The sequence below is a fragment of the Gordonia sp. IITR100 genome, from assembly GCF_002009645.1.
GTDB classification, from domain to species: domain Bacteria; phylum Actinomycetota; class Actinomycetes; order Mycobacteriales; family Mycobacteriaceae; genus Gordonia; species Gordonia hongkongensis.
Genome location: NZ_MVKV01000022.1, coordinates 39,109 through 55,145 on the forward strand (window position 1 = coordinate 39,109; position 16,037 = coordinate 55,145).

Consider the following 16,037-nt stretch of genomic DNA (forward strand, 5'->3'; position numbering starts at 1 on the left):
CACCATGCACCGATCCCTGCACACCGGCGTTCGGGTGGCCGTACTCGGCTGCATCGCGCTGGTGGTGGCGCTCGCGCTCAGCGCGTGCGGCGGCGACAGCCCGGACCCGCAACCCGACAGCCACGCCAGCGGCCACGAGCTTCCGACCGGCGACGGTCCGCAAGCCGGCGCCAGTCCGGACGAGTCGGCAACCGAAGCGCTGCAACGCATCTACAGCTGGGAACCGGCCACCGACGACGATTCCGGCGACGGGATGCGCCGCGCGGTGCCGTGGCTGTCCGGGGCACTACGCACCGTGGCCACCCGCGGCGGCGACGACACGGTGCGGGCGCTGCCCGAGTGGCAGCAGTGGCGCACCAACCACGACATCGTCACCGCGGCGGTGAAAGTCACCGCGCGCGCCGACCCGCCCGGCGCCCTCGACGTCGAGCGCCGCGCCGTGGTCACCCAGGACGTCATGCACGCCGACGGCACCTCCACGCCGTGGCGGCTGATGACCTTCACCCTCGCGCTCTCCCGTGATGACGACCAGCGCTGGCGGATGTGGCGCATGGACCTGATCGACACCACGACGTTAGGAGCAGCACAGTGAGCGTCCCCTACGACCCGAACAACCCCTACGACGACGGGTACGACGCCCACGGCTACGACTCGGCAGGTTTCGACCGCGACGGCTACGACGCACTCGGATACGACCGCTACGGGTTCGGCCGGGCCGGACGTGACCGCCTGGGCCGCGACCGCGACGGGTTCTACCTCGACGGATACAACGAGTCCGGTTACGACATCGACGGCTACGACCGTGCCGGGTTCAACCGCTACGGCTATGACCGCACCGGACACGACCGCACCGGACACCGCTCACCGGCACCACCGCGGCCGCCGACGGCTCGTGAGAGCGTCAACGGCCTGATCGGCGGAAGCCTGGTGACCGTGGCCGTCACGGCCACCGTGACCGCCCTGGTGGTGTGGCTGCTGCGGTATCTGACCGCCCGCACCCCGGACGAGGTGTGGGAACACCTCGCCAGCACGCCGCCGGTGACGCCGAGCCCGGCCAGCGCCGCGATCACCGCCGCCGCACTCGCGGTCGCCGGGATCGCCGCGATAGTCGTGATGACCGTCTACACCCCCGGCGGGGCCGGCATGTTCCGGCTGCTGCTGGCCCTGGTCGGGGCGTGTCTGGTCATCGCAATGGCCAGCAACCACGACGCCGCGACCTGGGTGGCCTCCACGGTCATCGTCGCCGCGGCCGGTGCCGCTATCGCCGCGCTAGCACCCACCATCCGCCCTCGAACATCAACCGCCACAACCGGAAAGGAACTGCGATGAGCACCACCACGAAGAAGAAGAACAGCGCCTCCGACGTCAAGGACTGGGACACCGCCCGAGACTCCGTGCGCGACAACGCTGACACGCTGACAGCGATGACCAGCCACTCCGAGCTGTTCAGCTGGGCCAAAGAGCACGGCATCGACACCGGCTCGCTGTTCCGCAAGTGGAAGACCGAGCTGCGCAAACAGCTCCACGTCGACTACGACGACCTGCGGCAAAAGGCGTTCGACGCCCGCCTGGCCGAGATGGACGCCGCGGCCGAGGCCGCACCGCAGGTGATGTTGTATGCCGCCGGCGACAGCGAGGTCAACTCGTTCGCAGTGTGCTCCGAGCACGGTGAAGATCCCTGGTACGGGGAGTTCCACGACAACGACCGGGTCGACGATCAGAACAGCGCCGACCTCGAAGCCGCCCGTAAGGCGATCTACCTCGCCGGCCAGGCCCGCGAGGACAAGAAGCTCGACCTGATCGGGTTGCGACTGGTGGTGTCCAACCACCGGGTGACCACCCGGGCATTGCAGCGAGACATCCTCAAGCACAGTGTGTTCGTCACCGTTGAGGTCGTCGACAACGGCGAGGACAACCCGGCGCTGGAGGTCTGTCGGATGCCCGGCTTCCGCACCTGGCGTGAGGTGTCACTGACCGACCTCCTCGACGCCGCCGAGCCCACGGCCGCCCAGGATGAGGGTGAGGTCGCCTGATGGCCGCCACACCGGGCACCTCCACCGAACCCACCCGCAACCACTCCGACAAAGTCCTGTTCGCCGGTGTCGGTGTGGTCGTGGTGGTGTCGCTGCTGTGCTGGGCGGCATTGCATCTGGCCGGCGGGCAGACGGTGCCGGCCAACCCGTTCGCCGCGCCGATCGCGCTCGTCACCGGTGACCTGCGGTGGCCGACCGCGGCCACGGTGTGGCTGATCGTTATCCTGCTGCCGGTCGCCGCGGCCGCCGGATATGCGGTGCTGCGCTGGCGGCGCCGGCCGAAGCGCTCGCGCGTCGACACCGCCCAGCAGCACTTGGGCAGCGGCGCCGACATCGCGTCGGTGACCGAGAAGTCGGTCGCCGCCAAGGCCAGGGACCTCGGCGTCGACCAGGACGCGGCCCCGGCCGGGTTCTCCAGCACCATCGGTGTGCCACTAGGAAAGACCCTGTCGGGCACCCCGATCTACGGATCGTTTGAGGACATGCACCTCGACATCTGGGGACCCCGGCAGGGCAAGTCCACCTCGAGGATCATTCCGGCGATCTGCGAGGCCCCCGGGGCGGTGTTGGCCACGGAGAACAAGCGCGGCAACCTCGATCACACCCGCCTGGTCCGGGAGTTCCGCGACGCTACCGGCGCCCCGACCCGGCAGGTGTGGGTGTTCGACCCGCAATCGGTGGCCAATGAGGAGCCGTGGTGGTTCTGGGATCCGCTGAGCTACGTCACCGACGAGACCCGCGCCGAAGAACTCGCCCAACTCTTCGCCGCCGGAGACGACGGCCAGGACGCCAAGAAGGACCCCTACTTCGAGCCCGAGGGCGAAGATCTCCTGGCCAACCTCATTCTGGCCTCCGCCCTGGCGGGGGAACCGATCACCACGGTGTTCGAGCGGCTGGTGGTGCGAGCCGACGGCCACGACGCGGTCGCGATCCTGCGCGAGCACGACTACCCAATGGTCGCCCACGCGCTCAATGCCCGCCTGAACCTCACCGACAAGCAGGCCGACGGCATATGGGGCACCGCCATCAAGATGGCCAAATGCCTTCGCGGACGCAATGTGCGGGCGTGGGTGTCGCGCACTGGCCCCGACGACCATCGTCCGCACCTCGACCTCGCCAGCTACATCCGGCGCGGGGAAACGCTGTACTGCCTCTCGCGTGAAGGTGTGGGGTCGGTCGGCCCGCTGGTCGCGGCGTTGACCATGGCCACCACCAAAACCGCCGAGGCGATCGCCACCGCCTCCCCAGGCGGGCGGCTACCGGTGCCGCTGCTGTGCGCCCTCGATGAGGCCGCCAACGTCGTGCGCTGGCCCGATCTTCCGAAGCTGTACTCGCACTACGGGTCCCGCGGAATCATCATCATGACCATCCTGCAATCGTGGTCCCAAGGGATCGGGGTGTTCGGGGAACGGCCGATGAAACTGCTCGAATCGTCGTCGAACATCTACATCTACGGCGGCAACGTCCGCGAGACCACCTACCTGGAAAGCCTGACCAAGCTCGCCGGCCAGTACGAACGCCGCGCGCTCAACGTGTCGCGGTCCAGCGGAGCGGGCAAAAGCTCTGGTTCACAGTCGGTGTCGGAGCACACCACCCGCGAGAACATCTTCACCATCCGTGACCTCGCTTCCTGGCCCCGGGGCCGGATGCTGCTGTTCTCCGCCGGCAACCCGCCGACGATCCTGCAACCGATCCCGTGGATGGACAAACCCTACGCACCACTGATCCGCCAATCACTGGCCGAATACGGCCCACAGAAGCAGGACGACGTGGCCACACCCGCCGCGACCATCGACACCGCTGACGAAGGAGACGCGGCATGACCGACCTGCTGATTGATGACGACTTCGACGATTTCGCCGAGTCCGACAACGACGTGGGGTACGAGGCAGCGGCGTCCCCGGACACCGAGTTTGACTCGGTCTATGAGTTCGTCGACGACCACCTCGTGCTGCTCTACGCCCGCCACGTCGAGACCAAGCCCGGGCGGCTGTGGTGTCCGCGCTGGTTCGACCACGCCGAGGCCGTCTCACGACTGGAAGCGCTGTGGCGCGCCTATGAATCGTTGCGCCTGGACCCCGCGACCGGGATGAGTGTGTGGTGGCGCGATCACGCCGACCACCACATGACGGTCCTGATGTCGGCCGACGGCCCGTTCGAGGGATGCAGCGCCGACCGAGGCCACAACCGGCCGCCGAGACCGCTTCCCACCGAGCAACTGACCGACCGCGCCCTACGCGCCGCGATGAGCGCCACCGACGAACAGGACACCGCCGATGAATGAGCACGAGCAGGAAACCCGCGAACTCGAACAAGGCATGGAACGGGCGTTGGCCGTGGCCATCGCCCACACCTCGGCACTGATCGAAGCGTGGGCGCGGCGCGCGGCGAACAAAGCCCGCGAGAACACCGCGGACACTGCCCCGCAGGCGCCGAACGAGGTGTACACCAACCTCGCCGCCGACGCTGCCGACACCCAGCGGCAGGTGCGCGCCGAACTCGCGGTCGCCCAACCCAATGCCGACTACTGGAAACACGCCAGCCCCGACGAGCTCGCCCGCAAGATCCGAGAGGACTACGGCATCGAACCCGCCCGGCTGGGGGAGCGCACCCATGACCGACACTGGGCAGAACGCGCCGACGGCCGCAACGTCGTCGACCTTTACGCCATGGCCGATCGCTACGCCGAGCAGAGCGCAACCGCGGCCGCAGTCCGCGACAACATCGGTGACCTGATCCGCGACTACGGCCTCGACCCCGTCGAGCTGATGCGCAGCTCACCTCACGAGGCCGCCGAACGCTACACCCAATCCCGCGCCGAACACTGGGCACCCGGGCAGCCGCCAGCACTGAGCGCCGATGGCCGCGACGCCACCGACCGCGACGGCGTGCACGTGGCCGCGCTGCTGACCCAAGCCCAAGCCGCCGACCTCGACGCCGAACAGGCCGCCGAGCTGTCAGACCTGGCCACCGAACGCGCCGACGCCGCCACCACAACCGAGGTTGGCGAACAGGCCGGGCAGTCCCGGGCAGACCGCGTGGCCGCGGTGAGCACATCCGAGAGCGGCAAAGCCGCCACGACCGCCGCCCGCGACCACCCCACCAACCCGCGCAGGGCCGCCGCCAGCACCGGCCAGAAACAACCCACCGCCCGGCGGTCCAGCACCCTCACCGCCGACCGCCAACGCGGCCGCGGCCTCTAACCACCGACCCAGACCGAAAGGACAGTGCAATGACTCAGTTCGATCCCAGTAACTTGCTCGCCGAGATCGAGGCCGATGACGCCGCCGAGGCGCAGGCGTTGGCCGAGCGGCAGCGTCGGCGGCGGGAAGCGCTCGAACCGGCGGCGCGGCTGGCTGCTGAGATTGCGACCGCCCGTGAACACTTCCTCGCCGAGGACCGCCAACGGCTGAACCGGCTGGCGAAGTTGGTGAAGGAAGCCAAGAGGAACGGCGCACCCGCGGCCAAGCTCGACCAGTTCGACTTCGCGCCGCTGACCGCCCAGGCCCGCAGCGGCCGGGGCCGGTCCGGAGCGTCCAAGCCTCGCGCACGCCGGACCACGGCCGCCGCGGCGAAGCCCGCCGAGCCCACGCAGGAAGGGAGCGAGCAGACGCCAGCGCCGGTGTCCATGGCCAGCTGACCCAAGGACACCACAACCCACCCACGACAGGAGACACCATGAAACTCACCACCACTGCCCGCCGAGTCCTCGCCGGCAGCCTGGCCGCAGCGGCGCTCGCCGCGGGGGGCGCCACCCTCACCGAAGCGCCGGCCTCGGCCGCCGACACCCGCCACCGCACCTATCCCGGTTACATCCTCGGTCCGTTCGACACCAAGGAGCAGTGTGAGACAGCGCGAAACGGGCCAAACGCGCTCGCAGACCTGACCATCTGCTGGCCGGACAAGGGCCGCTGGTACTACGGCGGCCAGGGCGCCTGACCCGACCCGCTCGCCGTCGACTTCGGCAGCGGGTCGCAACTTAAGGCCGGTGTCACCCGTTCGAGTGACACCGGCCTTGTGTTGTGCGCGTCAGTGTCCGACGACGCTTCCCGGCAACAGCCTGGCGAAAGCTACGGCTGGCCGCCGGCCAGTTGTCGGAGCTGCGCGTAGCGGCGGGCGCCGACCTCTGCCGCGGTGACGAGAGCGGCCGCACGCCGGAAGTAGTGCTCGACGGAGTGCTCGCCCGGTACCGGAGTCCGGGCGGCGGTTAGCGCACCGCGCAGGATGGCCAGCAACATGCGTAGCCGTGGTTGCTCGCGCACGAGCTGGGAGCGCTCACTGGCCGGGTCGAACATCATCTCCGCGAAGTCGCCGGGCGCAGCGCCCACTGTGTCGAATGTGTTGAGGTCCCGGTCGAACGCCTCTAGAGGTTCGGGGTCCAGACGCAGCAGCGTGTCGACGAGCTCCAGGAGCAGGACGTCTTGTGCAGCCGCGCAGGCCCGGGGGGCGGCGTGGAGTGAGTGGCCATACGTCTGATCATCCCTGTGTTTTCGTCGATTGCAACGAGCGCCGACCCACATTCTTCTTCGGTCCAGTATGGACACGCCGGCCAATCAGACGGACAACGTCACTGGCCGATGTGCGGCGGAACTTGAGCGGGGTCGGCCATCGCGTCGGCGCCGCCGAGGGCCTTGTTGGCGCGGCGCTCTACGAGCAGCGGGACGAAATCGCGTACCTCGGTTCCGTCGAAGTGCTGGTACGCGTTGTCCACTGCGGCCGACACCTCTTCGGGTGGCCGATGCGAGTAGAGGCCGATCAGGCGGTCGCGAACCTCACTGATCTGGCGCAGTTCGTCATTATTCGCACCCACACAGTTGATCATCGTCCGAGGCAGCGTTGATAGATCGTCGACTGTGGATGGATTCACCAATCGTTCACTCACCCGGTACCTGCGCTCGATCTTGCCCCGAGTCGCCCCAGCCGCCTGCGCGCGCTGGGGCGAGTCGGGTGTCGGCGCCATCCTCGGAATGATCCCGGGGTGTGGAGAGGGTCTACCGGGCGTGGCTGCCTCCTCGGGAACCCGGCCGGGGGGAGCTGGGTCCTTCGGCGGGTCCGACGCTATCGGTTGGCTCGTCTGCCGAGCAGGACCCACCGGATGAATACTCAGTGAAGACGTTCCCTCCAAACCGGCCCGGATGGCCAAGGACGATCAGGGTCGCGGTTGTGTACGGAAGGCCGTAGTGAGCTGCGAGAGCCACCATCGTGGTGTAGGCGTTCTTCAGCTCTGCGATCTCCCCTGCGATATCGCGACTGCGTCGCCCCTCCTGCTCGATCCTGAGCGCGAGGAACTGCGCGTGCCGTTCCAGTTCCCTCAGAAGGAGCGCAGCTTGCATCGCATCGCGTCCTCTAACATCCCCCATACAGCGATCGTGCGCCTCAGCGGTTAATGATCGGGGAACCTACGATGACATGCATGGTTCCATCGCGACGATCCGTCGATCCTGTCTCGCAGGCGCAGGCCCGCGTGCTGATCGACGAGCTTGAACGAGTCGCAGACACCCTGGTCGAGAGACTGCACACTGGTACTGGTGGCGAGAAAGCTCTACAGACGGCGCGACGGGAACTCTACGAGGTCCGCGAGCACATACGGCGCCTCCAGAACGTGTACCAATCGGTCGGTTGATTGCCCTCGCCGGCGAAACGGTGAGGGCTCCTCGGCGCAGCGGGCTGGCCGATCACCGCACGGGGTTGCTGGTGTTGCGTCTGCGGTGGCGCTGCATGCCGTTTGTCAGGGTGGTATCTGAGGTACTCACGGCACCTAACATCGTCAGCTGCGTTCGGGTCCGCGGGCCTCACCATGGGCCCGGGGCCGCGCGCGTGCCACGGTCGGGCGCCCGGTGCTGGTCCGCGCAGCGGTCGCCGGCTCGCGCGCCGGGGTGTAGGCGCGGCCGGCGTAGTGGCGTTCGGTGGCGCCGATCGCAGCGCGGATCTGTGCGGCCTGGCGGGCGTGGCCTTGCGCGGTCATGGCGTCGCTGATGGCCGCGCTGGCGGCCAGGACTTGTTTCATCACGGCGAGCCACAGCAGGGTGGTGTCGTCGCGGCCAGCGGCCAGCATGGTTGCCGCGACCCGGCGCGCGGAGGTGCGGCTGCGCGCAGCGGGTGGGCGGGTCGGGCGGCGGTGCCCCGACACCGAACTCAGCGAGTCCGCGAGTCGGTTGAGGTGCGCGGCATCGGCGGGGTTGGCGGTGCGCGCAGCGGCGCCGACCGCAGCGGCGGTGTCGGCGGCCGCGGAGTGCCAGCCGCGTGAGGTCTTGTCGCTGACACCGGTCACGGTGCGTTCCCATCGGCGCGCATCCTCGTGCGCACCGCGCGCAGCATCCGGGTCGGGCTGCTGCGTGCTTGCGGTGTCGTTGCGTGTGCGTGCCCAGGCCGCGGCCGCCAGCTGTCGATGGCTCTCGCTGTCGGGCCATCGGCCGCGCAAGTCTTTCAGGGCGAGGCCGTCGCCGAGGTAGCTGGCGTTGCGCCAGATCGGTTTCCCGTCAGCGTCAGCGGCGATGCTCGGGCGCAGCGCGACAACGTAGCCGGTGACTTCGGTGGTGGAGCCTTTGGCGAAGCGTGGGCGCGTCAGCAGCTCGGGGTGGGCGCGCAGCGCAGCCGCGTAGTCGGCTTCGGTCGCCGCCGTGCGTGCGATCGGGGAGAGGAGGTCGCGCAGCCGCGCGGACACGTCGACGTCGTCGCCGGGAGCGGCTGCGCCGCTTTCAGTGGTCGCCGTGTCGGCGGTGCGTTCCTGCCCATTCGCGCGGGTATCGGCGTCGCGGCGGGTGCGTGCACCGGGGGCGCGTTCGTCGGCGTGGTCCCACGCCGAGCGCGCATCGGCGCGGGACTTGTCGTCGTCGATCCAGCCCTCCCGTAGGCGGGGGAGGGAGAGGTCTTCGGCAAGTTTCTTGCCGCCGTGCATGACCGGCTGGCCGTGTTTGTTGGCGTACTCCGATGCAGGCAGCCCGACGCTGAATCCGGTGACCGCGCTCGGATCTGTTTTGTCGTAGCGGGCCGAACGGATCACCAGTCCGTCGGCGCGCACGAGACGCACGAACTCGGCTTCGCTTTCCGCGGCCGCCGCCGCGACCCGGACACGGCGCGCGAGGATCACCGACGGTGCCTCAGCGATGCGCGGCTCGGCGCCGTCGACACCGCGGGTGGCGGCGTCTTGGGCGTGCGAGCGGCCGCGTGCGGCCATGTTCTTGGTGTAGCTCGACAGCACTTCCATGCCGTACTTGGCTTCCAGATCCCGGGCGATGCGTTGTGCACGGGCGTAGTCGCCTTCGTTGCCGCCGCGGGTCGGGTGCGGTCGCCACTTGGCGACCACGCTGCCGTCATCGCGGACACGGGATGCGGCGATGTGGATGTGGTCGCCGCCGTTCTTGGTCACCCCGTGGCGGATGGCGACCCAGCGTGCGTCGGCGGCGTCCGGGTCGTCGAAACCCATGCCCTGCATGAAGTCGTGCGCGATCGCCGACCACGTTGCGTCGTCGAGCGCCGCAGCATCTGGCGGCAGCGACAGCGAGCAGTGCCACACGTTCTCATCGCGGGTCGCCTCGGCGATCGCAGCTTTGCCTGTGACGCCGCGTTCCTGGGCGGCTTTGAGGGCGGCGGTGTCGCGTCGGGTGACCTCGGTACCGAACACCACCCGCGCCTCATCGAGTGCATGACCCAGCTCGTACGCATGCTCGCGTTGCATCTCCGCGCCGGCACCGCCGGCAGCGAACACCGCCCGCGAGGACGCAGCGACCACATGCGGATTGGTGTGCTCATTGGCCTTGCCCGGACCCGCCAGATAGATCACCAAACCCTGCATCCGGGCGCCCGAAGAGATAGCCGGAATCATCGGCATCTACACCGACCAGCCTTCCCCCTCGGCAGCGGTGATCGGACCACTCGACGCGCCGCGCTCACCGTCGGTGTCGGCCTTCTTGGTCGCGGGAAACGACACCGCGAACACCTCACCGAACGCATCTCGTACCCGAGCCGACGCCCGGTGCGCCGCGTCGACGGCGGCCTCGAAATCGGCCGGCACCTCCCGCTCACTGTTGGCGTGCCGAGCGATCTGGTTCATGTTCACCGCGATCCCCGACAGCAGATTGCGGATGTCGGTGGCCTCCTTCCACGCCGCGACCTTCTCGGCGTGATTGACCGGCACACCACCGGCAGGGGACAGGGCACCGGTGACCAACAACCGTTGGACCGTCATACCGGCGTCCTCGGCGCGGTTGCGGAGCTCGACGTCCTCGGCCGGGCTCACCTTGACCACGATCCGCGCATCCCGCCCGCCCGGATGGTTGCGGCGACGTCGACGACCGAACGCGCGATGAGTGTTCTCCGACTCCGTCATCGCTGCGTCCTTTCCGTGCGTCGTTTCCGGCCCTGGCCGCCTCAGCCCAGCGCAGCGACCCCTGTGGGGATTACCGCGCAGACCTCCTCGGTCTGTGCTCTCACCGTACCGACGACAGGGACGGTGAGCAAGGTTTAGGGCACCTAAACGATAACTTGCTCCTGCAGGGCGGGTGCTTTTCGATGTGAGCGCGCGTGCGCGCGGGGTGGTCGAGGCCCACGCGCAGCGTGGTCGATTTCCGCGCTGGAACAGCGGCCCACCGGGCGGAGGCTGGTGACGAAACGTTGGCTGGGGACAGCGGGAGTAAGTCAGTGGGTGAGTTCGCCGGGCCGTCTTACGTCGAGCAGGGGCCGGGCGCTCGTAGAGTGCTAGGCCATGACCGTGAGTGATCCGTCGGCCTTCGACGATCCGCACATCCCTTGGCGTTCGCCGTGCACTTGACTCCGGGCGTACGCGGCGCTCGCCTGCCGGACGGGGTGTCGTTCGGCGCGGTCAGAGAAGGGCGATGAGATGACAGAGATGGAAAAGAAGAACGAGGACCAGCTCCGGGAGATGGCTGCGGCGATGGTGCTACATCAAGCCATCCACCTAGCGGGACAGGGCATACAGCGGGAGATGGGCGACAGGCTGGAAATCCGCGTCGAACCTCTCACCGATGGCGAGCAGGGCTATGTGCAGCTACACCACTACGTCCGAAGCAGGGCGAATGGGGAACTGGTCTGGTTGGAGCAGGCGTGCTTCAAGTCAATGCAGACACCCGCGGAGATGTTCCTCGCCGGAGTGAACAGGTTGGTGTCGGAGCGGCTGTATCCAACAGACATCACCTGGTGACCAACTAGTAGCAGCAGCGTCGCTATCCCGCCGCAGGCAGTTCCAGCCAGCAGCAGTCAGGGGTGCCGACGGAACCCGTCAGTTCCGAGCAGACTAGAGACAGTCGGGCTGAAGCCCGAGACGCGAGCGCGCCTACCCCGGTCATCGGTCGCGGCCCTCGGGCCCGCGGTCATACCCGGTCCCACGCCGACGGTGAGCACCGCTCGACGCCGAACGCGATCCCAAGGTTGGGGAGCGTCGGGAGGTGCCGCGGCTAGCGATCCGTGCCGCGCGTTGGGCGTCGGTCTCCCGTGCCGCGGCGCGCTCGGTCGCGCTGGGTTGCGGCGGCGAGACCGGTTCGGCGATCCGCGCGAACACCGGAATCATGCTGTCGGGTACGGGCTCGAACGTGTCGCGGTCGGGGTGGGAGAGCATGGCGGCGTTGACCCACTCTTGCGGTGTGACGCGAGCGTAGTCGAGGCGGTAGCCGGCGTCGGCGGCGAACTGGGACATGAACACCTTGGCCGCGCGGCCGTTGCCCTCGCGGTAGGGGTGGCCCATGTTGATCGAGGCGTAGACGGTGGCGGCCTCGACAGCGAACCCGCCGTGGTCCAGGTCAGTCCAGTCGACGGCGGCGATGTGGTCGCGGGCGTGGTCGAGGTAGCGGCCGATCTGGTTCGGGTCAGCGAACGGCAGGCCGTCTTTGCTCAGCGGATAGGTGCGTGGAACACCGGCCCATTCGTAGATCGGGGAGAACAGCGCGGCGTGGATGGTGTGCAGGTGCTCGGCGTCGTAGGTGCGGTCGATCGGGATACGGCCGTCGGCGATCATCGCTTCGCGGTGCGCGGTGATGGTGTATTCGGCCGCGGCGAGCGCATCGGGATCGGTGATGCCGAGTTTGTTGGCCAACACGGTGGTGCCGGGGATGAACGTGGCGTCCCAGTCATCCTGTGCGGTCACTCGCGCTCACCTTTCAGACACGACGACGGCACCACCTCGACGAGGCGGTGCCGTCGTGAACAGCTACACGGTTGTGTGGGCGGTCAGCCGAGGGCGTGTGCCGCTCGTGAGCTTGTCGCCATGGCGACGGCTTCGGCGATCACTTCGGCGTCGGTCAGTTCGCCGCGTGCCGAGCGGGTGAGCAGGTCGATGTCGGCGCGTTGCGGGTCCCACCCCTCGAGGACGTTGTTGTCGATTGCCTGCACGACACCACGGACCTGGGTGTCGGTGAGGCCGGCGAACAACTCCGGCCAACGGGTGATCCATCGTGACTCGATCATCGCCGCACCTACCTTTCCTGGATGTCTCGTCGTGCTCAGTTTACCGATCATCGGCCCTTCCCATGGTGGGGTCGGTTCTCCCGACCTCGAGAGGTGTGGTCAGAACAGGGCGATTTGGTCGCGGCCGGCGAGTTCGGCGGCACGGTGGTGGGCTTGGTCGGCGGCGAGCTGTGCTGTGGCGACGGGGATCGCGAGTTCGTGGGCGATGTCGGTCCAGCTGCGGCCGTGCTCGCGCATGTCGGCAGCGAGGTCCTGAATCTCTCGATCCTGGGCCTCGGGATCGTCGTCAGTCATCACGGCGCGTCTTTCCCTTTGTCGAAGCCGAGGTCGCGAAGGTGTTGAACATCGGGGATGCGAACCCGCGCAGTGAGGGAGCACTGGGCCGCTCCCGCAACGAGCACCACAGTGCCGCACACCCACATCGTGGTGCTGCCGTTGTTGAGGGCGGCTGCGGTGGCACCGCAGACGACGGCGATCACGGCCAAGGCCGTCGCGGCCAGTTGGAGTTGCCGTGCACGGGCGACAGCGGCCGCTGCGGTCTCGCGGTGGCGAGGCCGGAAGTGGTCAACGCGCTGCCGCACTATCCCTGAGGCGAGGATCGTGACGGCCCCGACCGCGATGAGGATGGTGGCTGTCCATTCCATAGGTGTTCTCTCTCCTTCTGCGGTGGGCAGTCGGTAGTGCGTCAGATGCGGGCGAGGGTGTCGCGGATGGCCAGCCACCGGGTTTCGGCGGCCTGCTGATGTGCGGTGAGAGCGGTCCAGTGGCCGGCGAGTTCGGCGGTGGGGCGCTCGGCGGTGGCTTGGGTCATGCGGGCCAGCAGTGCGCGGTAGCCGCGGCGGTACCAGCCGTCGACCAGCGCGGCGGCGAGGTGGGGCAGGTCGGCGCTGTCGGCGACGGGGCGGCCGTGGCGCGGGGAGGCGATTTCGAGCATGACGCTGCGGGTGCGGGTGGTGAGTCCTCGATCGGCAAAACGCGCATTGACCAGAACGGGTGTGGCGGGGCTACCTTCGTCGAGCAACGCCACGACGGTGTCGAACACGTCCTGATGAACGGCGCTGAGGAACACCACACTGCCGGCGGGAAGCACGGTGGTGGTGGTGCCGGCGTCGCGGTCGGCGCGTGAGCCGATCAGCGCCTCGACGACCTGGCGGGCCCGGGCCGGCGGCGCCCACAACAGCGCGGTGAGCATGTCCAGTTCCAGGGCGAGGGTGTTGTCGACCTCGGCGGTGTCGTCACCGATGGTGCCGGTGAGGGTGAGGTCGTCTCCGGCGGTGACGGTTTCCAGTTCGGGCAGCGGTTCGATCGCGGTGGCCGGCGGCTGCGGCGCATCAGAGGGTGCGACTTCGGGTTTGTCGGCCATGGCGATCACCTGCTGTCTCCTTGTTCGTATCGGTCGGCGGTTTAGGCGACGTCGCTGCGGACGCCGGCGAGGTCTTCGTGTGCCCACTGTTCGCATTGGGCGGCCAGGTCGGCGAGCTCGTCGCCGTAGCGGGGATCGCCGTCGGCGTAGGCCCGTTCGGACTTGGCCCAGTAGGCCACGGCGCGCTGCGCATAGTCGGTGGTGTTGGTCATGGCGAGGGCTCCCGTTCTCTTCACGCAGCGGCGGCGAGTGCCTTGACCCGATCGGGGCGGAATCCGGACCAGTGCTCACTGCCGGCGACCACGACGGGTGCTTGCAGGTAGCCCAGGCTCATCACGTAGTCACGTGCGGCGTCGTCGGTGCTGATGTCGACCACCCGGTAATCGAGTCCCTGCTTGTCGAGGGCTTTGTAGGTGGCGTGACACTGCACGCACGCGGGCTTGGTGTAGACGGTGATCGTGGTGTTCTCGCTCATGGTGTCGGCCCTTCTCTGGTGTCGTCGCGAGTGCTTGTCTGTGCGTCCATTGTATCTCGTATTGCTTTGTCGTGCAACTGTTTTCGCTGTTCACAGACTCTTTTCAGGGTGTCTGGTGGTGGTGCTTTTCGGAGATATCTGCCGCCCATTCGCCCGGCCGGGGGGTGTCAATGGAGTGCAGGGAAGAAGTCGCCGCGAAATAGGCGGCGCCGAGCGGGAGCGAGGCAGAGCGCGTGGCGAGTTGTTGCCGAAGCGGAGTTGACGCGGTCCGGTTGGGCGCCATGACAATTCGGCAGGTCAGGCAAAGCCCCGCGAGGTGAGAAAGGCGGCGCAACGCATCCCAGTGCGAGAGTGGTTGGTGCAGTCCGGATTACGAGCCAACAGCGGGCAGGACATGGCGCGGCTGTGAGGTGGAGGGGAGACGGTGAACAGGGTTTGGGGCCGGGCCACGTCTCCCCTCCGGGGGAGCCTCATCTCTCGGTGTGACAACCACGAGAATGAATGCTCGGCCACGATAGCAAACATTGGGTTTGCGATCTACTCATCGGTGCGGGTGGTGTGTGCTGGGCGTGACGCGCGGCTGCCAGCCTGCCGACCTGCCGGTATGCGGGGCGCGTAGCGCCCTGCGGTGTTTCGGGTTCGATGCCCGAAACACCGGACCCGCCCCGCCTGCGCGGGGTGGGCCGGTGCTCGGTAGTCAGGCCGTGGCCGCGTCCTCGGCGGTGCCGGTGGTCTCGCTCTGGGGGCGGTGGCCTCGGAGTTCGGGGTAGGGCACGGTGTGGCGGATCATGCGGCCGCCGAAGGGTGCCGGCGTTTCGACGCTGACGGTCTTGGTGTTGGTGCGCAGCACGGGCGTCCAGCCATGGAAGCGGATGTTGACCAGGTCACCGGCGGTGATGGTGTCGGGGCTGTAGTCGCCGGCGGTGCCGTCGGCGATCTGCTTGTCGCGGATGCCCTGCCAGTAGGTGATCTGGTCGGCGCGTTCGGCCATGCGGTCGATGAGGCGTTCGCGGTACTCGCCGGTCGCGGCGGTGGTCTTCTCGGTGTGTTTGACGCCTCGGCCGTCGGTGAACAGGGTTCGGGTGTGCCCGTCGAGGGCGCGTTGATCGGCGCGCTGCTCTGCTTCGAATTTGTCGATGCGGTTCGCCACGGTCACCGGGCTGTATCGGAGTTCGGTCGTGCGGGCGGCGGATTCGGCACGGTTGGCGGCGTGGTTGGCGTCGCGGTCGGCGGCCACGGCTTTACTGAGCGCGTTGTGGGCGCGGTCGATTGCGCGACGGTGCCGGCCTTCGCTGTGATGGCCGACCTTGACCGGCTCTCCTCCTGGTGGGAGTGCTGCGGTGGCGCGCTGCTCGGCGGTCCATGCGGCGTCGGCGTCGGCGGCGCGGCGGGCGGCTTTGTTCTCGAGTGCGGCGACCCGGTCGGCTTGGCGGGCGGCTCGGTCGGCTTCGACCTGGGCGGGGTCGCGGTGGGTGCGGTCAATCTCGACGGTGACGGTGTGGCCGGCCTCTTCGAGGGCGCGGGCGGCGCGGGTGATCTTGTATTCGTTGGGCTGGCGGTCACGGCTGGACTGAATACCCATCAGTCCCAGGCTGCGGAACCAGCGAAACCCGTTCGCCTTCAACAGTTCGTAAGTGCCGTCACCTCGAACCATGCCGTCGGCGAGGGTGCCGTCGGCGGCGGTGTGAGTGATCGTGATCTCGGTCATGGCGTGGGTGTCTCCTTCGGGTGTGCGGTCGGGGAGGGG

General features: G+C 68.3%; 21 protein-coding genes. 9 read left to right on the forward strand and 12 right to left on the reverse strand.

The annotated features are described in order from the left end of the window. The first annotated feature begins 4 nt into the window (after positions 1-4). Genes B1818_RS21545 through B1818_RS21580 form a run of 8 tightly spaced genes read left to right on the forward strand, consistent with a single transcriptional unit; the run spans position 5 to position 5,972 of the window. Entirely contained in the window at positions 5-592 is a 588-nt protein-coding gene (locus B1818_RS21545) for a hypothetical protein (protein ID WP_078113945.1), read from the forward strand. Then, positions 589-1,329, forward strand: a complete 741-nt coding sequence (locus B1818_RS21550; protein WP_078113946.1) for a hypothetical protein — start codon at positions 589-591, stop codon at positions 1,327-1,329. The genes B1818_RS21545 and B1818_RS21550 overlap by 4 nt, the downstream gene beginning before the upstream one ends. Further along, positions 1,326-2,033, forward strand: coding sequence for a hypothetical protein (locus B1818_RS21555; RefSeq protein ID WP_078113947.1), 708 nt, complete (start codon positions 1,326-1,328; stop codon positions 2,031-2,033). The genes B1818_RS21550 and B1818_RS21555 overlap by 4 nt, the downstream gene beginning before the upstream one ends. Continuing rightward, on the forward strand, positions 2,033-3,856 hold the full coding sequence (locus B1818_RS21560; RefSeq protein ID WP_078113948.1) for a type IV secretory system conjugative DNA transfer family protein: 1,824 nt from the start codon (positions 2,033-2,035) through the stop codon (positions 3,854-3,856). The genes B1818_RS21555 and B1818_RS21560 overlap by 1 nt, the downstream gene beginning before the upstream one ends. Continuing rightward, complete coding sequence (locus B1818_RS21565; RefSeq protein WP_078113949.1) at positions 3,853-4,317, forward strand: DUF4913 domain-containing protein; 465 nt, start codon at positions 3,853-3,855, stop codon at positions 4,315-4,317. The genes B1818_RS21560 and B1818_RS21565 overlap by 4 nt, the downstream gene beginning before the upstream one ends. Further along, entirely contained in the window at positions 4,310-5,236 is a 927-nt protein-coding gene (locus tag B1818_RS21570) for a hypothetical protein (RefSeq protein WP_078113950.1), read from the forward strand. The genes B1818_RS21565 and B1818_RS21570 overlap by 8 nt, the downstream gene beginning before the upstream one ends. A 29-nt stretch (positions 5,237-5,265) precedes the next feature. Then, positions 5,266-5,673, forward strand: a complete 408-nt coding sequence (locus B1818_RS21575) for a hypothetical protein (protein ID WP_078113951.1) — start codon at positions 5,266-5,268, stop codon at positions 5,671-5,673. Between the two features lie 38 nt (positions 5,674-5,711). Next, the gene (locus B1818_RS21580) at positions 5,712-5,972 is read left to right on the forward strand and encodes a non-hemolytic enterotoxin B (protein WP_078113952.1); all 261 of its coding nucleotides are present in this window, start codon (positions 5,712-5,714) and stop codon (positions 5,970-5,972) included. A gap of 131 nt (positions 5,973-6,103) precedes the next feature. Here the strand turns inward: B1818_RS21580 and B1818_RS24575 are convergent, their stop codons facing one another. The 4 genes from B1818_RS24575 to mobC all read right to left on the reverse strand — a co-directional run bounded on the left by B1818_RS24575 (position 6,104) and on the right by mobC (position 10,362). Next, positions 6,104-6,361 carry a hypothetical protein gene (locus B1818_RS24575; RefSeq protein WP_254859796.1) on the reverse strand — a complete coding sequence of 86 codons (258 nt, stop codon included), beginning with the start codon at positions 6,359-6,361 and terminating at the stop codon, positions 6,104-6,106. Positions 6,362-6,600: 239 nt separating this feature from the next. Further along, on the reverse strand, positions 6,601-6,843 hold the full coding sequence (locus B1818_RS21590; RefSeq protein ID WP_254859798.1) for a three-helix bundle dimerization domain-containing protein: 243 nt from the start codon (positions 6,841-6,843) through the stop codon (positions 6,601-6,603). Between the two features lie 957 nt (positions 6,844-7,800). Continuing rightward, positions 7,801-9,828, reverse strand: coding sequence for a relaxase/mobilization nuclease domain-containing protein (locus B1818_RS21605; protein ID WP_254859800.1), 2,028 nt, complete (start codon positions 9,826-9,828; stop codon positions 7,801-7,803). Between the two features lie 36 nt (positions 9,829-9,864). Continuing rightward, positions 9,865-10,362 (reverse strand): plasmid mobilization relaxosome protein MobC, encoded by a 498-nt coding sequence (gene mobC, locus B1818_RS21610; protein WP_078113957.1) that lies wholly within the window; start codon positions 10,360-10,362, stop codon positions 9,865-9,867. A 510-nt stretch (positions 10,363-10,872) separates the two neighbouring features. Between mobC and B1818_RS21615 the strand changes: the two genes are divergently transcribed. After that, entirely contained in the window at positions 10,873-11,193 is a 321-nt protein-coding gene (locus tag B1818_RS21615) for a hypothetical protein (protein WP_078113958.1), read from the forward strand. A 141-nt stretch (positions 11,194-11,334) separates the two neighbouring features. Here B1818_RS21615 and B1818_RS21620 read toward each other — a convergent pair whose 3' ends face one another. From B1818_RS21620 to B1818_RS21655, 8 genes are all read right to left on the reverse strand, one after another. Further along, positions 11,335-12,132 (reverse strand): Fic family protein, encoded by a 798-nt coding sequence (locus B1818_RS21620; RefSeq protein ID WP_078113959.1) that lies wholly within the window; start codon positions 12,130-12,132, stop codon positions 11,335-11,337. 83 nt (positions 12,133-12,215) lie between these two features. Next, positions 12,216-12,452, reverse strand: coding sequence for a hypothetical protein (locus tag B1818_RS21625; RefSeq protein ID WP_078113960.1), 237 nt, complete (start codon positions 12,450-12,452; stop codon positions 12,216-12,218). 99 nt (positions 12,453-12,551) lie between these two features. After that, complete coding sequence (locus B1818_RS21630; RefSeq protein WP_078113961.1) at positions 12,552-12,746, reverse strand: hypothetical protein; 195 nt, start codon at positions 12,744-12,746, stop codon at positions 12,552-12,554. After that, entirely contained in the window at positions 12,746-13,096 is a 351-nt protein-coding gene (locus B1818_RS21635; RefSeq protein ID WP_078113962.1) for a hypothetical protein, read from the reverse strand. Before B1818_RS21635 ends, B1818_RS21630 begins: the two co-directional genes overlap by 1 nt. 41 nt (positions 13,097-13,137) lie before the next feature. After that, complete coding sequence (locus B1818_RS21640; RefSeq protein ID WP_078113963.1) at positions 13,138-13,824, reverse strand: hypothetical protein; 687 nt, start codon at positions 13,822-13,824, stop codon at positions 13,138-13,140. A 32-nt stretch (positions 13,825-13,856) separates the two neighbouring features. Then, on the reverse strand, positions 13,857-14,027 hold the full coding sequence (locus B1818_RS24240; protein WP_176455972.1) for a hypothetical protein: 171 nt from the start codon (positions 14,025-14,027) through the stop codon (positions 13,857-13,859). Positions 14,028-14,047: 20 nt separating this feature from the next. Then, positions 14,048-14,290 (reverse strand): glutaredoxin-like protein NrdH, encoded by a 243-nt coding sequence (gene nrdH, locus B1818_RS21650; RefSeq protein WP_078113965.1) that lies wholly within the window; start codon positions 14,288-14,290, stop codon positions 14,048-14,050. Between the two features lie 697 nt (positions 14,291-14,987). Beyond that, positions 14,988-15,998: a DUF3560 domain-containing protein gene (locus tag B1818_RS21655; RefSeq protein ID WP_078113966.1), complete on the reverse strand. Its 1,011-nt coding sequence runs from the start codon at positions 15,996-15,998 to the stop codon at positions 14,988-14,990. Between the last annotated feature and the right edge of the window lie 39 nt (positions 15,999-16,037).

What these genes read in the sequence shown, in the direction of transcription:
- mobC (WP_078113957.1), bottom strand. Translation starts at nt 10,362, where the DNA reads ATGACGGAGTCGGAGAACACTCATCGCGCGTTCGGTCGTCGACGTCGC.
- B1818_RS24240 (WP_176455972.1), bottom strand. Translation starts at nt 14,027, where the DNA reads ATGACCAACACCACCGACTATGCGCAGCGCGCCGTGGCCTACTGGGCC.
- B1818_RS21570 (WP_078113950.1), top strand. Translation starts at nt 4,310, where the DNA reads ATGAATGAGCACGAGCAGGAAACCCGCGAACTCGAACAAGGCATGGAA.
- B1818_RS21580 (WP_078113952.1), top strand. Translation starts at nt 5,712, where the DNA reads ATGAAACTCACCACCACTGCCCGCCGAGTCCTCGCCGGCAGCCTGGCC.
- B1818_RS21560 (WP_078113948.1), top strand. Translation starts at nt 2,033, where the DNA reads ATGGCCGCCACACCGGGCACCTCCACCGAACCCACCCGCAACCACTCC.
- B1818_RS21635 (WP_078113962.1), bottom strand. Translation starts at nt 13,096, where the DNA reads ATGGAATGGACAGCCACCATCCTCATCGCGGTCGGGGCCGTCACGATC.
- B1818_RS21625 (WP_078113960.1), bottom strand. Translation starts at nt 12,452, where the DNA reads ATGATCGAGTCACGATGGATCACCCGTTGGCCGGAGTTGTTCGCCGGC.
- B1818_RS21605 (WP_254859800.1), bottom strand. Translation starts at nt 9,828, where the DNA reads ATGCAGGGTTTGGTGATCTATCTGGCGGGTCCGGGCAAGGCCAATGAG.
- B1818_RS21575 (WP_078113951.1), top strand. Translation starts at nt 5,266, where the DNA reads ATGACTCAGTTCGATCCCAGTAACTTGCTCGCCGAGATCGAGGCCGAT.
- B1818_RS21655 (WP_078113966.1), bottom strand. Translation starts at nt 15,998, where the DNA reads ATGACCGAGATCACGATCACTCACACCGCCGCCGACGGCACCCTCGCC.
- B1818_RS21630 (WP_078113961.1), bottom strand. Translation starts at nt 12,746, where the DNA reads ATGACTGACGACGATCCCGAGGCCCAGGATCGAGAGATTCAGGACCTC.
- B1818_RS21615 (WP_078113958.1), top strand. Translation starts at nt 10,873, where the DNA reads ATGACAGAGATGGAAAAGAAGAACGAGGACCAGCTCCGGGAGATGGCT.
- B1818_RS21555 (WP_078113947.1), top strand. Translation starts at nt 1,326, where the DNA reads ATGAGCACCACCACGAAGAAGAAGAACAGCGCCTCCGACGTCAAGGAC.
- B1818_RS21565 (WP_078113949.1), top strand. Translation starts at nt 3,853, where the DNA reads ATGACCGACCTGCTGATTGATGACGACTTCGACGATTTCGCCGAGTCC.
- B1818_RS21545 (WP_078113945.1), top strand. Translation starts at nt 5, where the DNA reads ATGCACCGATCCCTGCACACCGGCGTTCGGGTGGCCGTACTCGGCTGC.
- nrdH (WP_078113965.1), bottom strand. Translation starts at nt 14,290, where the DNA reads ATGAGCGAGAACACCACGATCACCGTCTACACCAAGCCCGCGTGCGTG.